We start from the raw sequence: 21,176 nt of genomic DNA, 5'->3' as shown, positions 1-21,176 counted from the left end.
ACCGGTGTCGGAGACGACCTCGAACAGTCAGTCGAGCTGTCCGCGATACCAGGCGATTTTGTCCTGCAGATGCGCGTACTGGTGGCGCAGCAGGTTCATCCGCTCCTCGACCGCCCGGGAGTGCTCCTCCAACAGGGCGAGACGTTCCGCCAGGGTGGTCTCGCCATCCCGGGCGAGTTCGGCGTACCGGCGCACCTGGGCGATCGGCATCCCGGTGTCCCGCAGACAGCGCAGCACGTCCAGCCAGCCCAGGTCGTCCTCGGTGAAGACCCGACGGCCGCCTGAGGTGCGGCTGATCTCGCTGAGCAGGCCGATCCGCTCGTAGTAGCGCAGGGTGTCCAGGCTGAACCCGGTGCGCTCGGCCGCCACCGACGGTGGGTAGGTATCCACATCCGGCAGCATAAGTCGCCTTGACCTGGAGCGCGCTCCAGGTTGCAGAGTAGTGCGCATGAAGCGACTTCTTGGCCGTAGCGGCATCGAGATCAGCGCACTGGGTGCGGGCTGCTGGGCGATCGGCGGCGCGTACGGGGACACCGAGAACCAGTACGGGTGGGGCGGCTCGCGCGACGACGACGAGTCGATCCGGGCCCTGCACCGGGCCCGGGACCTCGGCATCACGTTCTTCGACACCGCCAGCAGTTACGGCGCCGGACACAGCGAGACGCTGATCGGCTCCGCCTTCCACGACGTACGCGACCAGGTGGTCATCGCCAGCAAGTGGGGCTACACCTTCGACGAGGAACGCCGGCTCGCCCTCGGCGCCGACGACAGCCTGGCGTACGTCCGCAGCTGCCTGGAGGGTTCGCTGCGCCGGCTGCGCACCGACTACGTCGACCTCTACCAACTGCACCTCGGCGACCTGCCGATCCCACAGGCCCTGGAGATGGTCGGCGTCCTCGACGACCTCGTCACCGAAGGCAAGATCCGGTCCTACGGTTGGAGCACCGACGACGCCGCCCGGGCCGCCGCCTTCGCCGAGGCCGGAGCCGGCTGCACCGCGATCCAGCAGGACCTGTCGGTGCTCAACGGTTCCGCCGAGGTGCTGGCCGTCTGCGAGAAGTTCCAGCTGGCCAGCATCAACCGGGGACCGTTGGCGATGGGCCTGCTCTCCGGCAAGTACCACGACGGGCGGCAGGTGGCCGGCAACGACGTACGCAGCCAGGACCTGCCGTGGATGCGGTACTTCCGGGACGGGGCCGGCGCACCCGAGTGGCTCGCCGCGATCGACGCGATCCGGGAGGTGCTCACCAGCGGCGGCCGTACCCTCGCCCAGGGGGCGCTGGCCTGGCTCTGGGCGCGCAGCCCGGTCACCGTGCCGATCCCCGGGTTCCGCACCGTCGCCCAGATCGAGGAGAACGCCGGCGCGCTCGCTCACGGGCCGCTCAGCCCGGCCGACATCACCCGGATCGACGAGATCCTGGCCCCGCTTTCCCGCGACTGAGGACGCCCGGGCGGCGAACCGAGGGTGGGCTCGTCGTACCCGGGCAGGACCAGGGCGGTTCGGTAGCCTCCGGCAGGTGTCCGCTACTCGCGCGAGCATCGTCGCCGAACTGGCCGACGAACTGCTCGGCCGTACGGTGCCGTACACGTTGCGGGTGGCGGTCGACGGACCGGACGCGGCGGGCAAGACCACGCTCGCCGACGAGCTCGCGGCCCGGATCGGCACCACCCGGCCGGTGATCCGGCTCAGCATCGACCAGTTCCACAGGCCCGCCGCGGTACGGCGCCGACCGGGGGTGTTGTCCCCGGCGGGCTACTACCACGACTCGTTCGACCACGACGCCGTCATCGACAAGGTGTTACGCCCGCTCGGCCCCGGCGGGAACGGCCACTATCTGCCCGGCACGTTCGACCACCGGACCGACAGCGCCACGCGCGCCGCGACCGAGCGGGCCCCGGCCGACGCCCTGTTGCTCTTCGACGGCGTGTTCCTGCTCCGGCCCGAGCTGTCCGCCTTCTGGGACGTCTCGGTGTACCTGCACGTCGATCCCGAGGTGGCGCTGGCCCGGGCCCGGGTGCGCGACCTGGCGGTGTTCGGGTCGGTGGCCGAGGTAGAGCGGCGTTACCGGCTCCGGTATCTGCCGGGCCAGCGGCTGTACCGGTACGACGCCCGCCCGGCGGAACGCGCCGACGTCGTGCTCGACATGAACGACCCCCTCGTGCCGGTCGTCGTCCGCCGGTGACGTGACACCATCGTTCCCGGTCCGACCGGGGACCGCGACCGAACACCGCCGCGCGGCCGGAGACCCGACCACCGGGGGTGGGGCCTGCCCCACCGACAACCTTCCCGCTCACCGGCTGCCATCCGAACAGCCCGCTTCATAGGGTCGCAGGACAGTCATCACCAACGATTCCTGTCCGTACCGGAGGTAGTCACGTGAGCCACTCCATCAAGGACCCGCCGGTCGGAAACCGGGCGTCCTCCGGGACGCAACCGCGGATCGTCGACGTCGACGCGCTGCGCGCCGTGGCGCTGCTGCTCATCCTCATCGTCAACATCACCTTCTTCGCCTCCGGCTACTCCTTCCAGCTGGTGCCGGATCCCGCGTACGACTCGTGGGGCGACCAGGCGGTCCGGTGGCTGGTCGAGGCGCTCCTCGCGATGAAGGCGTACCTGCTCTTCTCGTTTCTGTTCGGCTACAGCTTCACGCTCCAACTCGACTCCGCCGCCCGGCGCGGCGTCGACGTCGTCCCACGGTTCCGGCGGCGGATGGCCGGGCTCTTCGGGCTCGGCATCCTGCACGCGGTGCTGCTGTTCCAGGGCGACATCCTGACCGCCTACGCACTGCTCGGCCTGGTCCTGCTCGCCATGCGCCGAGTCCGGGTCGGGACCGCGCTGCGGGTCGCCGTCCTGCTGACCGGCGGGATCGGCTTTGTCCTCGCCCTCGCCGCCACCGGTGGGATCCAGCTGGTCACCGATCCGGCGGCGGCACTCGCGGCCGGACAGCGGTCCACCGAGGCACTCCAGGGCGGGATCGGCTCCATCGTCGTCGAGCACGTACGTCAGCTGCCGGCGATGGTCGGCACGCTCCTCGTACAGGGGCCGCTCGCCCTCTCGGCCTTCCTCTTCGGCTACGCGGCCGGACGGCGCCGGCTGCTCACCGACGTCGCCGGAAACCGGCAGCTCCTGCGCCGGGTGCAACAGGTGGGCTATCCGGTCGGCCTGGCCGGTGCGGTGGTCTTCGCATCGGGTGGGGGCACCGCCAACCTGACCGGGCTGACGGCGGGCGTACTCACCGCGCCGCTGCTCGCGGCCGCGTACGCCGCCACCCTGCTCCAGTTCTTCCAGACCGACCGGGGGCGGCGGGTCGTCGCCGTCCTCGCGCCGGCCGGCCGGATGTCCCTGTCGAACTACCTGGGTCAGTCGCTGCTCTGCGTGCTGGTCTTCACCGGCGTCGGCCTGGGCCTCGCCGGCGCCGTCGCACCCCCGGTCGTCGTGCTCGTCGCGGTCGGAATCTACGGTGTGCAGCTCGTCGTCAGCGCGGCGTGGATGGCCCGGTTCCGGTACGGACCGCTGGAGTGGCTGTTGCGGGCCTGGACCGAGCAGCGGTGGCCACGGCTGCGGGTTGCGGACCCGGTATGACGGGTTCCGTTGGGGTGGGCATGTCACCCACCTCGCCGAACGCGGGCCGACCGGATCCCGCCGCCCGCCGACGGGTCGGTGGCGGCTGGCAGGATCGCCGCGTGGACGAGTACGGACCACGGTTCTGGGACGCGCACGCGGCCAGCTTCGACGACGAAGCCGACCACGGTCTATCCGATCCTGCCGTGCGCCGGGCCTGGCGGCAGCTGCTCCTGCCGGTGCTGCCCGCCGCACCGGCCACGATCGTCGACTTCGGCTGCGGCACGGGCAGCCTCTCGGTGCTGTTGGCCGAAGCCGGACACGACGTCCACGCGGTCGACAACGCTCCCCGAATGCTCGACCTCGCCCGGCAGAAGGCGACGAACACCGGCGTCGCGGTGACCTTCCTACACGCAGACGCCGCACACCCGCCGTTCGCGCCGTCATCGTTCGACGTCGTACTGGCCCGCCACGTGCTCTGGGCCCTGACCGAACCCGACGTGGTGCTGGCGCGATGGATCAGCCTGCTGCGGCCCCACGGACGTCTCGTATTCGTCGAGGGGCACTGGTCAACCGGTGCCGGACTGACCGCCGAGCACTGCCGGTCACTCGTGTCGCGTCACCGCCAGCAGGTCGACGTCCAGCTGCTCGACGACCCGGAACTGTGGGGCGCAAAGATCATCGATGAGCGGTACCTGCTCGTCAGCCAGCGCTGATCACCACCCCGACACACCCGGCCGATCCGTGCCACGTGCCCGTGTCCCGTTGTCCTCGGGTGTTACCGGGATCTATGGTTCGCGTAGCGTTGCCCATTACGTCGGACGGCGGCTGAACACGGGATGACGGTGCGGATCCAGGTGCTCGGGCCGATGCGGGCCTGGTACGACGACCAACCGGTCGAGTTGGGGCCGCCGGGCCGGCGCGCCGTACTCGGGCTGCTCGTGCTGGCCGGCGGACAACTGGTCACCCTCGCCTCTCTCGTCGACGCCATCTGGGGTGAGACACCCCCGGCCAGCGCGGTGAACATCCTGCAGACCCACGTGAAACACCTGCGCCGGCTGTTGGAGCCGAACCGGCCACCACATTCCCGCAGCGAACTGCTGCCGTACCAGGGGGAGGGCTACCGGCTCTGCGTACCCGCCGACCAGATCGACCTGCTCCGGTTCCGCAGACTGGTCCGGCTCGCCGCCGAACGGGAAACCGTCGACCCGCTCGTCGAGGCACTCGCCCTCTGGCAGGGGCCACCCTTCGCCGACCTGCCGCTGCTCGCCCGGCACCCCCGGACCACCGCCGTCCTGCGGGAACACCGGACCGCGCTGACCCGCTACGCCGGGATGATGCTCGCCGCCGGTGCGGCCGACCGGGCGATCACCGCCCTGGAGGAGGCGGTCGCCGCCGACCCGCTCGACGAGGCCGGACAGGCACTGCTCGTCCGGGCCTACGGGGCGGCCGGGCGGCGGGCCCAGGGCTTCGCCGCGTTCCACACGGCCCGCCGCCGACTCGCCGACGAACTCGGCGTCGACCCCGGACCGGAGCTGGCGGCGGCGTACACCGAACTCCTCGACGACAGCCCGCCGGGGCTGGACACCCCACCCCCGACCGCGGTCGCCGTACCCCGGCCGGTGCCGGCGGAACTGCCGGCCGACGTGGCCGGATTCACCGGACGCGGGTCGGAGCTCGCCGCACTCGACCGGCTGGCCGGCGGCGGAGGCGCCGACACCGCCGACACCGCCGACACCGCCGACACCGCCGACAGCGCCGACAGCACCGGCCACACCGACCCGGCGTCCACCGTCGTGGTCCTGACCATCTCGGGTACGGCCGGCGTCGGCAAGACCGCGCTCGCCACCCGCTGGGCGCACCGGGCCCGGAACCGGTTCCCGGACGGACAGCTCTACCTCGACCTGCGCGGCTACGACCCCGAGCAGCCGGTGACGCCCGGCGACGCCCTCGCCCGGTTCCTGCGCTCCCTCGGCCTGCCCGGCGAGCAGCTGCCGACCGACCTCGGCGAACGGGCCGCCCGATACCGCAGCCTGCTGGACGGCCGCCGGATGCTGATCCTGCTCGACAACGCCGCCTCGGTCGACCAGGTACGGCCGCTGCTGCCCGGCGCCTCGGCCGGCAGCGTGGTGCTGGTGACCAGCCGGGACAGCCTGCCCGGCCTGGTCGTCCGGCACGGCGCCCGACGCCTCGACCTGGACGTGCTCACCCCCGACAACGCCCTGGCCCTGCTCCGGCTCCTGCTCGGCGACACCGTGGTCGGCGGCGCCCCCGACGCCGCCGCCGCGCTCGTCGCGCACTGCGCCGGGCTGCCGCTCGCGCTGCGGATCGCCGCCGAACTGGTGCACCGGCGGGCGCCGACACCACTGGCCACGATCGCCGACGAGCTCGCCGACCATCGCCGCCGGCTCGACCTGCTCTCCGACGCCGGCGACTCGCACTCCGACATCGGGGCGGTCTTCTCCTGGTCGTACCGGGATCTGCCGACCGACGTCGCCCGCACCTTCCGGCTGCTCGGCACCCACCCCGGCCCCGAGTTCGAGGCGTACGCGGTGACCGCGCTGACCGGCGTCGACGCGCCGACCGCCCGGGCCCACCTGGAGCTGCTGGGCCGCAGCCACCTCGTCCAGCGCCGGGGCCCGGACCGGTACGGCATGCACGACCTGCTCCGGGCGTACGCGCGGGACCTGGCCGCCCGCGATCGCGAGGCCGAGCCGCCCCGCCGCCTGCTGGACCTCTACCTGCACACCGTGGCGACCGCGATCGACGTGCTGTACCCGGCGGAACGGCACCGCCGCCCGACCGTTCCGGCGCCGGCCGGACCGCTGCCCGCGCTGCCGGACCTGGCCGCCGCGGTCGCCTGGCTCGACGCGGAACGGGCCAACCTGGTCGCCACCGCCGTGCACGCCACCGCCCACCGGCAGCCCTGGTACGTCGTGCCGCTCACCGTCATCCTGCTGCGTTACCTGGAGAGCGGCGGCCACTACCCGGATGCGGTGATCCTGCACGAGCACGCGCTGCGGGCGGCCCGGGACGCCGGCGACCGGCGCGCCGAGGCGCAGCTGCGGACCAACCTCGGGGTGATGCAGGTCCAGCAGAGCCGCTACCCGGAGGCGGTCACCGAACTGACCCGGGCGATCGAGCTGGCCCACGAGGTCGGGGACACCGTCGTCGAGGCCCGGGCGCTGGGCAACCTCGGGCACGTCTACCAGTGGCAGGGCCGGTATCCGGAGGCGGCGGCGAGCCTGACCGAGGCGGTCGCGCTGTGCCGCCGCAACGGTGACCAGGCCAGCGAGACGCGCGCCCTGGGCAACCTCGGCCAGGTACGACTACGCCAGCAACGGTACGCCGAGGCGGCCCGCCACCTCGAGGCGTCGATCGCCATCTGCCGGCGGATCGGCGACCAGATCGGCGAGGCGTACGCCCTGGTGTCGCTCGGGCACGTCGACTCCGGCCTGGGCCGGCACCAGCAGGCCGGCGACCATCACCAGCGGGCGCTGGCACTGTTCCGCAGCACCACCGAGTCCGCCGGCGAGGCGTACGCCCTGGACGGCCTGGCCCGGGTCGACCTGCTGCGCGGCGAACATCGGCGGGCCCTCGACCGGCTCCGGGAGGCGCTGGCGCTGTTCCAGCGGATCGGGGAGCGGGCCGGTGAGGCGTGCGTCGGCAACAGTCTCGGGGAGGTCGCCGCCGCGACCGGCCGGTTCACCGAGGCGCGGATGCGCCACCTGGCCGCGTTGCGGCTGGCCGAGGAGATCGGCAGCCGCCACGAGCAGGCCCGGGCCCGGACCGGACTGGCCCACTCGGAACCGGATCGGGGCTGCACCGAGCCGGTACCGTATAGACGCGGATGAGACCGGTGGTATGGCGCAGGGGGTTATCGCACGATGACGACGGTGCTGTTCCTTGCCGCCAATCCGCGGTCCACCACGAGGCTCGGCCTCGACGAGGAGATCCGCGAGATCCGCGACAAACTGCGCGGGTCAGTTCACCAGCAGGCGATCGACCTCCGTTCGTTCTGGGCGGCCCGACCGGACGATCTGCTCCAGGCGCTCAACGAACTCCGACCGGACGTGCTCCACTTCAGTGGCCACGGCGACCCGAACGGCGAGCTGACCTTCGTGGACGGGAGAGGACGACCGAAACCCGTCTCGGAACGCGCCCTGACCGCCACACTCCGCGCCGCCGGCGAGCGGATCCGGCTGGTCGTCCTCAACGCCTGCTACTCGTACCCGCAGGCGAAGGCGGTGGTCGAGGTCGTGCCGTGTGCGATCGGCATGAACGCGGCGATCGGGGACCGGGCCGCAATCGTCTTCGCTGCGGAGAAGTCCGCGGCCTTCGACCTGACGTGCCGGTTCTTCTCCCCGAACCGGCTGGTCGCCGAGACGCCTCCGATCCGGCTGCAGATCTGGTGTCCGCGGGAGTGAGATATCCATTACAAGTCGACTAACGTCGAGAGGCTCACAGAGATCGGATTTCCGGTCGACCGCCAGGGCGTTCCCCGGCGTCTGCCCAAGTACGACCTGGGCGCCAGGCGGGCCCGCAGGAGGTGGTGACGGCCAGCCTGGTGTGAGACCAGGGGACCGGGTCAGCCGGCGGTACGGGTCCGGGAGCTGCGGGCCCGGTACGCGGCGACGTTCGCCCGGTTGCCGCCCATCTCGTACGAGTGCCAGCGCTGGGTCCGGCTGCGGGTCGTGTCGTAGAAGACGTGCTGGCACTGCTCGTTGGCGCAGGTCCGGATCCGCGACCAGGTGCCCGCCGCGACGAGTTCGGCGACCGCGAGGGTGATCCCGCCGATCACCGGGTCGCCGGTGACCTGGTGCAGCAGTTCGGCGGCCCGGTCCGGGTCGTCCAGCGCGTCGGGCATCCCCGGGATCGCGTGCGGCCGTGAGTTGAGCAGCTCGACGACGGCCTCTGCGGTGGCCGGGATCCGGGCCCAGTACGAGCTGAACGTCTTCGGCCAGCTCCGGGTCATCCGGGCGGTCGCCCCGGTGCTGCGCGAGCAGGGGACCGGGCAGATCGTCAACATCAGCTCGCTGTTCGCGGTCACCGCCCCGCCCGGCCTCGGCGTCTACGCCTCGACGAAGGCGGCGATGAGCAGCCTCGGCGACGCGCTGCGGGCCGAACTCGCCCCGTTCGGGGTGTCGGTCACCACGGTCGAACTCGGCCTGTTCCGTACCGACTTCGCCGACGAGCGCAGCCTGCGGATCGCCGGCGACCGGCTGACGGCGTACGCCGACGGACCGGTCGGGCAGATGTGGCAGGGGGTCCAGCAGGTCAACGGCAACCAGCCCGGTGACCCGACGCGCGCCGCGAGGGTGCTCGTCGACGTGGTCGAGTCGGGGCGGACGCCGGCCCGGCTGCCGCTGGGTCCGGACACCGTGGCCTTGATCGAGCAGAGCATCGACGGGCTGCGGACCGAGCTCGCACAGTGGCGGGACCTGGCCGCGACGACCGACCACCCGGCGGCACCGGTCGACTGAGCCCCGGACCGCCGGCGGTGGATCAGTTGGACCAGGTGTATCCGGCCAGGTTCAGTACGCCCTGAGCCTGGCTCAGGCCGACGGCCGCGATCACCCCGGCGGCGACCAGGAGAACCGCGACAGACAGAACCACGGTACGCAGACGCATGACGATCTCCCTGCTACATCGAGCGGTGTCGTGCTACGGCGAGCGTAACGACGCGTCGCGGACCTGGGCACCCCGTCGATGAAGGTACCCACGACACGGCGGGCGTGACTGGCGGATCATCGTCGCGCGACTGGCCGAACGGCCCGGTACGGTGCCACCCGCCGGCTCGACATGCCGGAGAGTCATAAACATGACTCTCCGGCATGTCGCCGCATCCGGAGCTGCCGGCACGGCCGAACGGCACACCGGCCCGGACCTCAGGATGCGGCGAGCGACCGCACGTAGTTGACCTGCTGGTGGATCGCCTGCACCTGGGCCGGGCTCACCACCGGCACCCGGGCCACGTACTGCCGGGCCCCGTTGGTCACCGTCACCTGCACCACACCCCGGTGGACGGTCTCCTTCGCCAGCAGGAAGAGCAGGCTGAACACGGTCAGGAAGCAGAAGCCGACCACCGCGCAGACAATCGCCCAGGTCGGGATCTTCTGTTCGCTCTGCCAGTAGTCCGCGACGTGCCACTGCGAGCCGGCCAGCGGGATGTCGCCGCTCGGTGTCCGTACCGTGCTCGGGGTGACCGCGATCTCGCCGATCTGGGCGAGCACCGGCTCGTGTGCCGGCGGCGGCTGCCAGCCACCGGCCGGAACGACGCTGGTCGGCGGTGCGCTCACCGGCGGAATCCCACCCGGGTACGCCTGCATCGGCGGGTACGCCGGCCCCGGCGACCCGATCGACGGCGGCCGTGGTGGCGCCGGCTGGTGCGGCGGTGTGGACGGGTACGTCGGCGGCTCGGGCGGTGGCGGCGTCGACCAGTCCGACGACGAACCGGTCTGCTGCCACGGGTCGCTCGGCGGGGAACCGGAATCCGCCCCCGCACCGGTCGGGTCCACGCTCATGCCGGCTCCTCCCCAACACGGCCAAGTGTGATCCCGCAGACCCTAACCGGAACCGATGTCGTCCCGGGAGTCAGGTATCGTCCCGGAAGTCGGAAGGTGCCCCGTCCTCAGACCTCGGCGGCGCGGTCCAGCGGCTTGCGCGGCTTCGCCGGCTTGGTCGGCTCACCGGGCAACGCCGCCAGATCCGGCGAGCCGCCGTCGACGTTGTTGTCGTCCCCGGTCTCACCCCGGGCCTCGCGGCGGGCCGCCCAGCCGAACCCGACCAGGGTGAGCAGCGCGAACAGCCACCACTGGACGACGTACCCGGCGTTCTGCCAGTCGTTCTCGTGACCGATCGGCACCGCCTGGAAGGCCGGATCGGCGGCCGGGGTCTGCTCGTCCAGCAGCAGGTAACCGTGGTAGACCGGGTACGACAACTCCCTGGCCAGCTCCGGTACGGCAATCCGCCGGGTCTCCAGCCGACCGTCCTGCCGGACGATCGTGTCCGGCTTGCTCTCCGACAGGTGCAGCCGGCCGACCACCGTCACCTCGCCCGACGGCGCCGCCGGCACCGTCGGCCGGGACAGGGCGTTGCTGCTCGGCGGCGGGGCGAGCCAGCCCCGGTCGACCAGGACCGCGCTGCCGTCGGCGAGCACCAGCGGGGTGAGGACTTCAAAACCGACCCGGCTCTCCACGGTCCGGTTCCGGATCAGGATCGGCTTCGTGCTGTCGTACCGGCCGGTGACGGTGATCCGGGTCCAGGCCGCGTCGGCCGGCGGGGCCTGGCCCACCGACCCGGCCGGGCCGGTCGGTGCCGGCACGACCTGGTGCAGCGGCACCGGCGGTATCGTCGCGGTGGAGTCGATCCGGTCGTTGGTCGCCGCCCGCTCCTGGTACCGGTGCAACTGCCAGTTGCCGAGCAGGACCATCACCGCGGCGGCGGCCAGGGTCAGCGCGAGAATGCCCAGCCAGCGGGGCGTGAGCAGGAACCGGTACACGACCCGAGGCTACCCGGCGGCCCCGGACCACCGGCCAGGTGGGCGGCACACCTGTCCCGGGTCGGCTCGCCGCGCCGAGGGCACGTTGCCGGCAGGTCGGCTCGGCGGTCCGGGAGCAGGTTGTCGGCGGGTCGGCTCGGCGGGCCGGCGGGTGGGCGCCCGCCGGGTATCCTCACGCCGGTCGGTCCGATCGACGGGTCCGACCGCGTCGTCCCCGTACCGCCGCCGTCCGCACCACCCCGGAGACCGGGACCGGTGTCCGCGCCCCGAGGAGCCGACCATGATCGCCGTGCCGCGCGTAGTGGTGAGCGCACCGTCGTCCGGCCATGGCAAGACCGCGATCGCGGTCGGCCTGCTCGCCGCGCTCGCCGCCCGAGGCCTGAAGGCCACCGGCTTCAAGGTCGGCCCCGACCACACCGACGCCGCCTACCTCGGGATGGCCGCCGGACGACTCGGCCGCAACCTCGATCCCCGGCTCGTCGGGGCACAGCGGATCGCGCCGCTCTTCGCACACGGCACCGCCGACGCCGACGTCGCGGTCGTCGAGGGCACCATGGGCCTCTTCGACAGTCTCGCCGGCCGGGCCGAAACCGAGTCGACAGCGGCGATCGCCACCTCGCTCCGCGCGCCGGTCGTACTGATCGTCGACGTCGGCGCGATGGGACAGTCGGTCGCCGCGCTGGCGCACGGCTTCCGGGCGTACGACGAGATGCTCTGGCTCGGCGGCGTGATCCTGAACCGGGTCGCCTCCGACCGGCACGAGCAACTGCTTCGCGACGCCCTCGACGACATCGGCGTACCGGTCTTCGGGGCGCTGCGGCGGCGGGACCTGCCCGCCGTACTGCCGTCCCGGCAGCACGGGGTGGTGCCGGTGATGCAGCGCGGCGTCGAGGCGTACCGGGGGATCCGCCGACTCGGCGAGGCGGTCACCGGCGGTGTCGACCTTGACCGGCTGCTCGCACTGGCCCGGTCCGCCCCCCGGGTGCCGGTCGACGTCTGGTCGGCGCCGGAGGCGGTCGGCGACCCGGCCCAGCCCGCGCCGGCCGCCGAGACCCGGGGCCGTCGTCCGTTGATCGCCCTCGCCGGTGGTCCGGCCCTGTCATATTCGTACGCCGAGACGGCGGAACTCCTGGCGGCTGCCGGGGCCGAGGTGGTGACCGTCGACCCGCTCCGGGACGAGGCGCTGCCGAAGGGGACCGACGCGCTCGTGATCGGCGGCGCGCTGCCCGAGACGTACGCCGAGGAGTTGTCGGCGAACCGACGGCTCTGCATCGCGGTCGCGGAACTGGCCCGTACCGGCCGTCCGGTGATCGCCGAGGGAGCCGGCCTGCTCTGGCTGGCCCGCGAGTTCGACGGCCGCCCGATGTGCGGGGTGCTGGACGCGGCCGGTACGAGCCTGGAGCGGGCCGTGGTCGGCTACCGCGAGGCGACTGCCCGGACGGACACGCCGGTCGCCCGGGCCGGTGCCCGGGTGGTCGGCTACAAGCAGCACCGGGGCGTGTTGACGCCGCGGGCCGGGCAGACGCCGGCCTGGAGTTGGGGTGGCGGGCCTCCGGAGGGTTTCGTCTGGCGTCGGGTGCACGCCTCACAGTTGATGGTGCACTGGGCCAGCAGCCCCGGAATCGCCCGGCGTCTGGTGGCGGCGGCGCTGTCGGTGCCGCCGGCCCGTCCCGCCGCCCCGGCCGGCGCTCCCGGCTCTTCGGGCGCTCCTGTCGCTCCGGCGGGTGCTGCGGCTCCGGGTGCTCCCGCTGCTCCGCCCGGCCCCACCCGGCCCGGGCAGGATCGGCCCGGGCAGGATCGTCCCGCGCCGATCTCGCCCGCCGGTCCCGACGGCGTCGTGCCGATCTCCCCGGCCGGGCCGGACCGGACCGTGCCGGTCGCGACCGTCGTGCCGGCGTCGCCGATCGGCGCGGCGCCGGTGTCGCCGGCCACGCCGGGCCGCGCTGACCGTCCGTCGTCCGGTCCGCCGGCCCCGCCGACCCAAGGAGGTCGGCCGTCGTCCGGTCCGCCGGCCGCTCCGAACCGCGCTGACCGGCCGTCGTCCGGCCCGTCAGCGGGTCGGCCCGGCGTCCCGGTGCCCCACCAGTCGGCCGGCCCGGTGCCGCCCGGACCGGCAACGCCCGGGGTGCCGTCCGCGGTACCACCGGCCACCCGACCGGCTGCGGTGTCGCCGGCCGACCAGCCACCGGCGGCGGTGCCACCCGCCGGACAGTCGCCGCAGCCTCCCCGGCGACCGGCCCCACCAGTGGACGGTGAGCCGGCGGAATGAGCGGAGAGGTGGCGGTACGCCGCTTTCCGAGTCTGACCGTGTCGACGCCCCGGATGCACGTACGGCCACTGCACGCCGCCGACGCCAGCGGGGTCGCCGCGATCTTCGCGGACAAGCAGACCCAGCGGTGGCTGCCGTTCCAGCGGGAACTCGGGCAGATCGACGGACTGGCCTGGTGCACCGAGATGGCGCAGGAACGGCGGGACAGCGGCAACGGTGACCACTACGGCGTGATCCGGCGGGAGGACGACCGGCTGGTGGGCTGCCTCTGGACGAAACGGACCGACTGGGGCGGCCGGGTCACCGAGGTGGCGTACGCGATCGCGCCGGAGGCGCGGGGATTCGGCATGGCCGCCGAGGCGGTCGACGCGCTCGCCGTGGCGTTGATCCTGGAACACGGCTTCCAGCGCCTCGAACTCCGGGTCGCACCGGGCAACATCGCGTCCCGCCGGGTCGCCGAGAAGGCCGGCTTCACCTACGAGGGGCTGCTGCGCAACGCCGGGTACGTGCACAGCGGCCGGGTCGACCTGGAGGTCTGGTCCCTGGTCGCGGCCGACCTGCACCACTGATCCGACCTGTCGCGCCAGCCAGCCGGGTGTGCCGTCAACTCACCCGACCATCTCGTCCGACGGTGGGGTGAACTGGCGGACCGGTTGGTCCTTCAGCGCGTCCCGGAGGAAACCACCGACCGCGTCGATCGGTTTGTTCGACTGGCCCTCACCGACGGCGTTCATCGGGCTGTCCGGGTCGGAGAGGAAACTCGCCACCGCCAGCTCCGGGGTGTAGCCGACGAACCAGGCCGCCCGGTCGCTGTCGGTCGTACCGGTCTTGCCGGCGACCGGCCGGCCGACCATGCCGCGTACCCGGTCGGCGGTCGACCAGCCGCCACAGGATCCCCGGGCCGGGGTGTCCCCGGTCGGGCAGCGCGCGGCGTCGGTGGCGGCCCGGGCCGCGTCCGGGTTCACCTCCTGACTGCACCGGGGCTGGGCGATCTCCAGATCCATGCCCGATCCGGACCGGTACGTCGCCGGCGTCCCGTCCGGGGCGGCGATCGACATCACCGGAATCGCCTCGCAGAACCGGCCGTCGGCGGCGATCGCGGCGTACGCGTTCGCCATCTCCAGCGGTGTCACGTCGGAGACGCCGAGGGTGAACGAGCCCCAGCGGTTGGCGTGGTCGGGGGAGGCCTGCCGCCGGTCGATGTCGGTACGCCACTGCAGGCCGAGCCGTTCGGCGAGCCGGACCACGTTCTCCGCGCCGACCGTCTGCTGCAACCAGATGAAGTACGTGTTGACCGACTTGCCGAAGCCGGACCACATGGTCTGCAGGCCGCTCATCGCGCCGCTGGCGTTCGACGGGCAGTAGAAGCCGCCACAGTCGGTCGGGCCGCCGCTGCCGTCCGGGTACTTCGAGACGAACCGGTGCGGGGAGTTGAACGCGGTGGACAGCGGCATCCCGGCATCGAGCGCGGCGAGCATGGTGAACATCTTGAACGTCGAACCCGCCTGGTAGCCGGGGAGATCGCCGCCGCCGAGCAGCGGCACCACCGTGTTCGGGTAGTTGCCCTTGAGCCGGCTGCGCAGGCTGGGGTTGGAGTGCGGGCCGTTCTCGCTCTGGTCGAGCGAGTAGACCCGGTTGACCGCCATCGACTTGACGTGTCCGGTGCCCGGTTCGACCGCGACCAGACCGTGCGCGAACGGGCTGCCGGCGGACTCGTCGGCCACCACCTGCTGCTCGGCCATCTCCTGCAGCTTCGGATCCAACGTGGTGATGATCGTGTAGCCGCCGCGTCGTAGCTTGTCCAGGCGCTGCAGCGAATTGGCGCCGAACGCGGGCTGCGCCGCCCACCAGGCCTTCAGGTAGTCGCAGAAGAAACCCCACCCGTTGTGGTCCTCCGGCACCGACATGCAGTCGTTGGGCGGGCTGCTCAGCCGCAGCCGGATCGGCTCGGCCTGGGCCGCCGCGGTGTCCTGCGGGGAGAGGAAGCCCATCTCGCGCATCCGGTCCAGTACGTAGTTGCGCCGGTCCGTCGCCGCCTTCTGGTCCGAGCTCGCCGGGTCGTACGACGTCGGCGCCTTGACCAGCCCGGCGAGGGTGGCCGCCTCCACCGGGGTGAGGTCGGCGGGCCGCTTCGAGAAGAAGATCTCCGACGCCGAGTAGATCCCGTACGCGCGGTGGCCGAAGTAGGCCGAGTTGAGGTAGCGCTCCAGGATCTGCTCCTTGCTCGTCTCCTTCTCCAGATCGATGGCGAGCCGCATCTCCCGTAGTTTCCGCAGGCTGGTCTGCTCGGTCGCCTGCCGTACCTCGATCGCGTTCTTCGCGCTGTCCCGCAGGGCCATCCGGACGTACTGCATGGTCAGGGTGGAGGCGCCCTGGGAGACGCCGCCGGACTGCTGGTTGGCGACGAAGGCGCGGATGATGCCCTTCGGGTCGACCCCGCCGTGCTCGAAGAACCGGGTGTCCTCCGCCGCCACGATCGCCTGCTGCATGTACGGCGAGATCTCCGAGAGCGGCACGTACCGCCGGTGTTCCTCGTAGAAGGTGGTGAGCAGGGTGGTCCCGTCGGCGGCGTAGACGTAGCTGGTCTGGGCGGGCGCGGAGGCGAGCAGGTCGGCGGGGGTCTTGTCGACCAGTTCGGCGCCGGCCTTGGCGGCCAGCCCGCCGACGGCGGCGAACGGGAACAGGGCGGCGGCCACGACAACGCCGGCGATGAGTCCGGCCCGGAGCAGGGGTACGGCACGACCAGGGGCAGAGCGGGTGGGATTGGTCACGACCTCAAGTTATGATATTGCACGGCAAAACATGATAAAGATTCGCGAATCTGCCGGTCCGGATTCCGGCGGATCCGGGTACCCGCCACCCCCGTCGATACCTCCGTTGGCTGCCGCCGGCGCGACTTCGGCAGGATCACGCCCATGCGCGTACCGGGATCCCACGCCGCCACCCCGCCGCCGCCGGACGGGCCGGTCACCCCGCCCGACCTCGGCCACCACGGTGACGCCGAGGTGGCGCCCGGCCTCGTCGACCTGGCGGTCAACGTCCAACGCCAGCCGATGCCGACCTGGCTGCGGGAGCCGATCATGGCTGCCCTGGACAACCTGGCGGCCTACCCCGACCCCGGACCGGCCCGGGCCGCCGTCGCCGCCCGGCACCACCGGCCCGCGCCGGAGGTGCTGCTGACCGCCGGCGCGGCCGAAGGTTTTGTCCTGCTGGCCCAGGCGCTGCGCGGGGCACACCGCCCGGTGGTCGTGCACCCCCAGTTCACCGAGCCCGAGGCGGCGCTGCGCGCGGCCGGGCACCGGGTCGAGCGGGTCATCCTGTCGCCGGACGACAACTTCCGACTGGACCCGGCGCGGGTACCCGCCGACGCCGACCTCGTCTTCGTCGGCAACCCCACCAACCCGACCTCCGTCCTGCACCCCGCCGACACCCTGGCCGCGCTGGCCCGCCCCGGCCGGACCCTGGTCGTCGACGAGGCGTTCGCCGACACCACGCTCGGCCCCGCTGCCACGTTCGGCCCCGCGCCCGGAGCCGCCGCCACGCCCGCCGCCGGCGGTACCGAACCGGAATCCCTCGCCAGCCGACGCGACCTGCCCGGACTGGTCGTCGTCCGCAGCCTCACCAAAACCTGGGGACTGGCCGGACTCCGGATCGGCTACCTGCTCGGCCCGGCCGAACTGATCGCACGCCTGGCGGCCGTACAGCCGCTCTGGGCCGTCTCCACCCCGGCGCTCGCCGCAGCGGCCGCCTGCGCCACCCCGACCGCCGTCGCGGCCGAGCGCGAGATCGCGGTACGCCTCGCCGCCGACCGCGCCCACCTGCTCCGCCGGCTCGGCGAACTTCCCCGGGTACGCGTCGCCGGCACCCCGGCCAGCGCCTTTGTCCTGCTGCACCTGCCCGGCGCCGACCCGGTACGACTCGCGCTGCGCGAGCGCGGATTCGCGGTACGGCGGGGCGACACCTTCCCCGGCCTGGGCCCCGACTGGCTGCGCGTCGCGGTACGGGACACTGCCACGACCAACCTGTTCGTGACCGCACTCGCCGAGACCCTGGAGGCCTGATGTTGGAGCAGACCGTCGCCGCCATCCGCCCACTCGACGAGGTGGCGATGGCGGCGGCCCGTGCCCTGCACGCCCGGCTGACCAAACCCGCCGGCTCCCTCGGCGCCCTGGAGGAACTCTCCATCCGCCTGGCCGGCCTCGCCGGAGCCTGTCCGCCGCCGGTTCCCGCCCCCGCCGCCGTCGCGATCTTCGCCGCCGACCACGGCGTGCACGCCCAGGGGGTCACCCCGTGGCCGCAGGAGGTGACCGCCCAGATGGTGGCGAACTTCCTGACCGGCGGCGCCGTCGTCAACGCCTTCGCCCGCCAGACCGGCGCCACGGTCACCGTCGTCGACGTGGGGGTACGAAACGGCCCCCTGCTGTCGCACTTCGCGGCGGAAGAGGCCCGTCCCGACACCCCCGCCGCCGGAGCGGCGGCCGGGTCCGCCGGCACGGCGCCGGCATCCGTCGGCGCGCCGAGGCTGGTCCGGGCGAACGTCCGGCCCGGCAGCCGGGACATGACGATCGGGCCGGCGCTGACCCGGCAGGAGGCCCGGGACGCTGTCGAGGTCGGCATCCGGATCGCCGACGAACTGCTCGACGCCGGCGCCGGCATCCTGCTCACCGGGGACATGGGGATCGGCAACACCACCCCGGCCGCCGCGCTGATCGCCGCCTTCACCGGCGCCGACCCGGCCACGGTCACCGGTCGCGGCACCGGGGTCGACGATCCGACGTACGCCCGGAAGATCGAGGTGATCCGCACGGCGCTGGACCGGCACCGGCCGGATCCCGGCGACCCGCTCGGCGTACTGGCCGCCGTCGGTGGCCTGGAGCACGCCGCGCTCGCCGGCCTCGTCCTCGGCGGCGCCGCACGTCGTACCCCGGTCCTGCTCGACGGGGTGAGCGCGGTCGCGGCGGCGCTGGCCGCGGTGGCGTTCGCGCCGGCCGCGGGGCACGCGCTGGTCGCCGGCCACCGGTCGGCCGAGCCCGGGGCGACCACGGGGTTGGAGCGGCTGGGCCTGACGCCGATACTTGATCTGGGCCTACGGCTCGGCGAGGGCACCGGCGCCCTGCTCGCCTTCCCGGTCGTCGCTGGCGCCGTCCGGGTGCTGCACGAGGTGGCGACCTTCGATTCGGCGGGAGTCTCGGAGAAATGACGCTGTATCCGTTGGCACTTCGACTCGCCGACCGGCGGGTGCTCGTGGTCGGGGGCGGCGCGGTGGCGACCCGCCGGGTCCCCGCCCTGCTGGACGCGGGCGCCGAGGTGGTCGTGGTGTCACCGGAACTCACCCCGGCGTTGCGGGACCGGGCCGACGCCGGCCGCCTGTCCTGGATCGCCCGCCGGTTCGAGCCGTCCGACGTCGACGGCGCCTGGCTGGTGCACGTCGCGGTCGACGATCCGGCCGCCGCCGACGCGGTCAGCGCCGCCGCGCTCGAGCGCCGCGTCTTCTGCGTACGCGCCGACGACCGCGACGCCGCGACCGCCTGGACCCCGGCGGTGGCCCGGTACGGTCCGCTCACCGTCGCGGTGCTCGGCGGCGGTGACCCGCGTCGGGCGATGGCGGTCCGGGACGCGATCCGGACCGCCCTGGTCGACGGCACGCTCCCCGGCGGCCCGGCACCGTCGGCGAACGGTGCCACCCCGGCCGACGCGGTGGGGGAGGCGACCGGGGCGAAGCCGGCCGAGGTGGAGGACGCCACGCCGACCCGACCAGTCGGCCGGGTCGCGCTGGTGGGGGCGGGGCCGGGCGACCCGGAGCTGATCACGGTACGCGGCCGGCGGCTGCTCGCCGAGGCGGACGTGGTGGTCGCGGACCGACTGGTACCCGGGCTGCTGCTCGACGAGTTGCGACCCGACGTCGAACTGGTCGACGCCACCAAGATCCCGCACGGGCCGGCCGCCACCCAGGAGGAGATCAACCGGGTGCTGGTCGACCGGGCCCTGGCCGGCGCCGACGTGGTACGCCTCAAGGGCGGCGACCCGTACGTCTTCGGCCGGGGCGGCGAGGAACTGCTGGCCTGTACGGCGGCGGGGATCCCGGTCACCGTGGTGCCGGGGGTGACGAGTTCGATCGCCGCCCCGGCCGCGGCCGGCATCCCGGTCACCCACCGGGGGGTGGCGCACGAGTTCACCGTCGTCTCCGGGCACCTGCCGCCGGACCACCCGAACTCGCTGGTCGACTGGTCGGCGCTGGCCCGGCTGCGCGGCACCCTGGTGGTGCTGATGGGGCTGAACAACCTCGCCGCGATCGCCGCCGCGCTGCGGGCGTACGGCCGGGACCCGCGGACTCCGGCGGCGGTGGTGCAGGAGGGGACGACCGGCGCCCAGCGGGTGCTCCGCTCGACGCTGGACGCGGTCGCGGCGGACGTCGTCGCCGCCGGCGTCCGGCCCCCGGCGGTGGTGGTCTTCGGCCCGGTGGTCGGCATCCTGGCCGGGCAGCCGGTCGGCACCGACTGACCGCCGTCGCCTCCCGCCACGGCTGAGCCGGTCGTACGGCCCGCATACCATCGCCGGATGCCGCACGACGACATCACCCGGGTCGACATCACCCTGGTCGACCCGGAGTCCGACCCCGCGAACCGCAGGTACCGCCGGATACGGGTCGCCGACGGCCGGGTTGTCCGGGAAACCTGGACCGGGCAGCGCAAGCCGCGGGTCACCACCATCGAGGGCGGTGACGAGCGGCAGACCTGGAACGCCTTCCGGAAGGAGAAGGACCGGCGGCTCCGGGAAGGCTTCGTGCTCGTCCGGGATCCGTCCGCCGCCGCCCCCGGTGAGGTGGTCCTGGAGTGGCTGAGCCCGTACCCGTCCACCAGCGACGCCTTCGACCTGCATCCGGACGGCGGCACGCTGGCGGTCGGCACCATGCTGGACCAGGCGTACGGCGCCGAGATCCGGCTCGTCGACCTCGCCACCGGCCGGGCCCGGCTGGTCCACCGCGAGCCGCCCGGCAAACGCCAGACCTTCCTGCACGCGGTGCTCTTCGACGCCGACGGCACAAACCTGGTGTACGCGCGCAACGAGCAGACCTGGCGGCTGGACCTGGCCACCGGGGAGAGGCGGCTGCTCGCGGACTACACCCGCCGGCACCCGGCCGACGAGACCATGAACCCGTTCTGCGTACACCCGGCCTGGGACGCCGCCCGGCGGCGCCTGCTGCTGTTCGACGCCGACCACACGGCCCGGGTGCTGGACGCGGCCGGTGGGACGCTGTTCGAACTCTCCATGGCCTCGCCGACGACCCAGTGCCGGGCCGGCGCGCTCTCGCGATCCGGGCGTCTGCTGGCCCTGTACCGCCCCAGCCGGGGCGTGACCTACCGGCACGCCGACGCGATCCACGACACCAGCAACCTCGTGGAGGTCTGGGACGTCGACCAGCGGAAACTGGTCCGGAGCATCCCGTTCCCGCACGAGATCGTGCCCCGGGCGCTCGGCTTCGACCCGACCGAGGAGCAGGTCGTCGCGGCGGTCCGGTACGCCGAGGGGCCGTGCGCTGTCTCGATCGAGACCGGCGAACTGGTGTGGGCGTTCACGAATCCCGGCGGCCGGACCGACCGCTGGGCCACCTGCTACGGCTGGGCCTACTCCCCGGACGGCAAGACGCTGGCGGTCGGCGGCGACCGGACGCGGGGGCTCGGTCTCTACTCCGCCGCCACCCGCGAACCGGCGGACGTGGCACCGCAGGGTGCGGACCGGCAACGGATCCACCGGCTGGTCCACTCCGCCGACGGCCGACTGCTGGCCGCGGGCGGCGACTGCGGTCGTCTGGTCGTCCGCAGACTCTGACGTCCGGACGGGCC

19 protein-coding genes are annotated in these 21,176 nt (G+C 73.3%); 13 read left to right on the top strand and 6 right to left on the bottom strand.

Translation table 11 applies throughout. The annotated features are described in order from the left end of the window. Window positions 1-27: 27 nt before the first annotated feature. On the bottom strand, window positions 28-390 hold the full coding sequence (locus ABGB05_RS33315) for a MerR family transcriptional regulator (RefSeq protein WP_347657936.1): 363 nt from the start codon (window positions 388-390) through the stop codon (window positions 28-30). 58 nt (window positions 391-448) lie between these two features. Here ABGB05_RS33315 and ABGB05_RS33310 point away from each other — a divergent pair, with 58 nt between their 5' ends. The 6 genes from ABGB05_RS33310 (at window position 449) to ABGB05_RS33285 (ending at window position 7,989) form a co-directional block, all read left to right on the top strand. Then, window positions 449-1,441, top strand: a complete 993-nt coding sequence (locus ABGB05_RS33310) for an aldo/keto reductase (RefSeq protein WP_347657935.1) — start codon at window positions 449-451, stop codon at window positions 1,439-1,441. Between the two features lie 76 nt (window positions 1,442-1,517). Continuing rightward, a complete protein-coding gene (locus tag ABGB05_RS33305; protein ID WP_347657934.1) occupies window positions 1,518-2,183 on the top strand; it encodes a uridylate kinase in 666 nt (221 codons plus the stop codon). A gap of 194 nt (window positions 2,184-2,377) precedes the next feature. Further along, window positions 2,378-3,583 (top strand): DUF418 domain-containing protein, encoded by a 1,206-nt coding sequence (locus ABGB05_RS33300; RefSeq protein WP_347657933.1) that lies wholly within the window; start codon window positions 2,378-2,380, stop codon window positions 3,581-3,583. A gap of 101 nt (window positions 3,584-3,684) precedes the next feature. Then, window positions 3,685-4,278, top strand: coding sequence for a class I SAM-dependent methyltransferase (locus ABGB05_RS33295; protein ID WP_347657932.1), 594 nt, complete (start codon window positions 3,685-3,687; stop codon window positions 4,276-4,278). Between the two features lie 123 nt (window positions 4,279-4,401). After that, window positions 4,402-7,416, top strand: coding sequence for a tetratricopeptide repeat protein (locus tag ABGB05_RS33290; RefSeq protein WP_347657931.1), 3,015 nt, complete (start codon window positions 4,402-4,404; stop codon window positions 7,414-7,416). A gap of 33 nt (window positions 7,417-7,449) precedes the next feature. Continuing rightward, the gene (locus ABGB05_RS33285; RefSeq protein WP_347657930.1) at window positions 7,450-7,989 is read left to right on the top strand and encodes a CHAT domain-containing protein; all 540 of its coding nucleotides are present in this window, start codon (window positions 7,450-7,452) and stop codon (window positions 7,987-7,989) included. A 161-nt stretch (window positions 7,990-8,150) separates the two neighbouring features. Here ABGB05_RS33285 and ABGB05_RS33280 read toward each other — a convergent pair whose 3' ends face one another. Continuing rightward, window positions 8,151-8,429 carry a CGNR zinc finger domain-containing protein gene (locus ABGB05_RS33280; RefSeq protein ID WP_347657929.1) on the bottom strand — a complete coding sequence of 93 codons (279 nt, stop codon included), beginning with the start codon at window positions 8,427-8,429 and terminating at the stop codon, window positions 8,151-8,153. On the opposite strand from ABGB05_RS33280, the gene ABGB05_RS33275 reads away from it, so the two are divergent. Continuing rightward, complete coding sequence (locus ABGB05_RS33275; RefSeq protein ID WP_347657928.1) at window positions 8,314-9,045, top strand: SDR family NAD(P)-dependent oxidoreductase; 732 nt, start codon at window positions 8,314-8,316, stop codon at window positions 9,043-9,045. The two genes, ABGB05_RS33280 and ABGB05_RS33275, sit on opposite strands and share 116 nt — an antisense overlap. A gap of 22 nt (window positions 9,046-9,067) precedes the next feature. On the opposite strand, the gene ABGB05_RS33270 is transcribed toward ABGB05_RS33275, so the two are convergent. From ABGB05_RS33270 to ABGB05_RS33260, 3 genes are all read right to left on the bottom strand, one after another. Further along, on the bottom strand, window positions 9,068-9,193 hold the full coding sequence (locus tag ABGB05_RS33270) for a hypothetical protein (protein WP_347657927.1): 126 nt from the start codon (window positions 9,191-9,193) through the stop codon (window positions 9,068-9,070). A 257-nt stretch (window positions 9,194-9,450) separates the two neighbouring features. Next, window positions 9,451-10,086: a hypothetical protein gene (locus ABGB05_RS33265; RefSeq protein ID WP_347657926.1), complete on the bottom strand. Its 636-nt coding sequence runs from the start codon at window positions 10,084-10,086 to the stop codon at window positions 9,451-9,453. Between the two features lie 107 nt (window positions 10,087-10,193). Next, a complete protein-coding gene (locus ABGB05_RS33260) occupies window positions 10,194-11,063 on the bottom strand; it encodes an SURF1 family protein (protein ID WP_347657925.1) in 870 nt (289 codons plus the stop codon). A gap of 289 nt (window positions 11,064-11,352) precedes the next feature. On the opposite strand from ABGB05_RS33260, the gene ABGB05_RS33255 reads away from it, so the two are divergent. Together ABGB05_RS33255 and ABGB05_RS33250 are read left to right on the top strand one after the other, a co-directional pair. Beyond that, on the top strand, window positions 11,353-13,332 hold the full coding sequence (locus ABGB05_RS33255; RefSeq protein ID WP_347657924.1) for a cobyrinate a,c-diamide synthase: 1,980 nt from the start codon (window positions 11,353-11,355) through the stop codon (window positions 13,330-13,332). Further along, entirely contained in the window at window positions 13,329-13,901 is a 573-nt protein-coding gene (locus ABGB05_RS33250; RefSeq protein ID WP_347657923.1) for a GNAT family protein, read from the top strand. Before ABGB05_RS33255 ends, ABGB05_RS33250 begins: the two co-directional genes overlap by 4 nt. 39 nt (window positions 13,902-13,940) lie before the next feature. On the opposite strand, the gene ABGB05_RS33245 is transcribed toward ABGB05_RS33250, so the two are convergent. Continuing rightward, on the bottom strand, window positions 13,941-16,103 hold the full coding sequence (locus ABGB05_RS33245) for a transglycosylase domain-containing protein (RefSeq protein WP_347657922.1): 2,163 nt from the start codon (window positions 16,101-16,103) through the stop codon (window positions 13,941-13,943). A gap of 144 nt (window positions 16,104-16,247) precedes the next feature. Here ABGB05_RS33245 and cobC point away from each other — a divergent pair, with 144 nt between their 5' ends. From cobC to ABGB05_RS33225, 4 genes are read left to right on the top strand one after another with little or no spacing between them, the layout of a single operon-like run. Continuing rightward, entirely contained in the window at window positions 16,248-17,393 is a 1,146-nt protein-coding gene (cobC, locus tag ABGB05_RS33240) for an Rv2231c family pyridoxal phosphate-dependent protein CobC (protein ID WP_347657921.1), read from the top strand. Then, a complete protein-coding gene (locus ABGB05_RS33235) occupies window positions 17,393-18,532 on the top strand; it encodes a nicotinate-nucleotide--dimethylbenzimidazole phosphoribosyltransferase (protein WP_347657920.1) in 1,140 nt (379 codons plus the stop codon). Before cobC ends, ABGB05_RS33235 begins: the two co-directional genes overlap by 1 nt. Then, window positions 18,529-19,833 (top strand): uroporphyrinogen-III C-methyltransferase, encoded by a 1,305-nt coding sequence (gene cobA / locus ABGB05_RS33230; RefSeq protein WP_347657919.1) that lies wholly within the window; start codon window positions 18,529-18,531, stop codon window positions 19,831-19,833. The genes ABGB05_RS33235 and cobA overlap by 4 nt, the downstream gene beginning before the upstream one ends. A gap of 57 nt (window positions 19,834-19,890) precedes the next feature. After that, window positions 19,891-21,162: a hypothetical protein gene (locus ABGB05_RS33225; protein ID WP_347657918.1), complete on the top strand. Its 1,272-nt coding sequence runs from the start codon at window positions 19,891-19,893 to the stop codon at window positions 21,160-21,162. Window positions 21,163-21,176 lie beyond the last annotated feature (14 nt).

Source organism: Plantactinospora sp. B5E13 (assembly GCF_039871775.1).
GTDB lineage: Bacteria > Actinomycetota > Actinomycetes > Mycobacteriales > Micromonosporaceae > Plantactinospora.
Note: the sequence above shows the minus strand (reverse complement) of the source record. Positions and strands in the feature narration are given on the sequence as shown.

Bases quoted from the DNA above. Each gene is read 5' to 3' on its own strand.
- ABGB05_RS33310 (WP_347657935.1), top strand. From the start codon at position 449: ATGAAGCGACTTCTTGGCCGTAGCGGCATCGAGATCAGCGCACTGGGT.
- ABGB05_RS33290 (WP_347657931.1), top strand. From the start codon at position 4,402: ATGACGGTGCGGATCCAGGTGCTCGGGCCGATGCGGGCCTGGTACGAC.
- ABGB05_RS33285 (WP_347657930.1), top strand. From the start codon at position 7,450: ATGACGACGGTGCTGTTCCTTGCCGCCAATCCGCGGTCCACCACGAGG.
- ABGB05_RS33280 (WP_347657929.1), bottom strand. From the start codon at position 8,429: ATGCCCGACGCGCTGGACGACCCGGACCGGGCCGCCGAACTGCTGCAC.
- ABGB05_RS33270 (WP_347657927.1), bottom strand. From the start codon at position 9,193: ATGCGTCTGCGTACCGTGGTTCTGTCTGTCGCGGTTCTCCTGGTCGCC.
- ABGB05_RS33265 (WP_347657926.1), bottom strand. From the start codon at position 10,086: ATGAGCGTGGACCCGACCGGTGCGGGGGCGGATTCCGGTTCCCCGCCG.
- ABGB05_RS33250 (WP_347657923.1), top strand. From the start codon at position 13,329: ATGAGCGGAGAGGTGGCGGTACGCCGCTTTCCGAGTCTGACCGTGTCG.
- cobC (WP_347657921.1), top strand. From the start codon at position 16,248: ATGCGCGTACCGGGATCCCACGCCGCCACCCCGCCGCCGCCGGACGGG.
- ABGB05_RS33235 (WP_347657920.1), top strand. From the start codon at position 17,393: ATGTTGGAGCAGACCGTCGCCGCCATCCGCCCACTCGACGAGGTGGCG.
- cobA (WP_347657919.1), top strand. From the start codon at position 18,529: ATGACGCTGTATCCGTTGGCACTTCGACTCGCCGACCGGCGGGTGCTC.
- ABGB05_RS33225 (WP_347657918.1), top strand. From the start codon at position 19,891: ATGCCGCACGACGACATCACCCGGGTCGACATCACCCTGGTCGACCCG.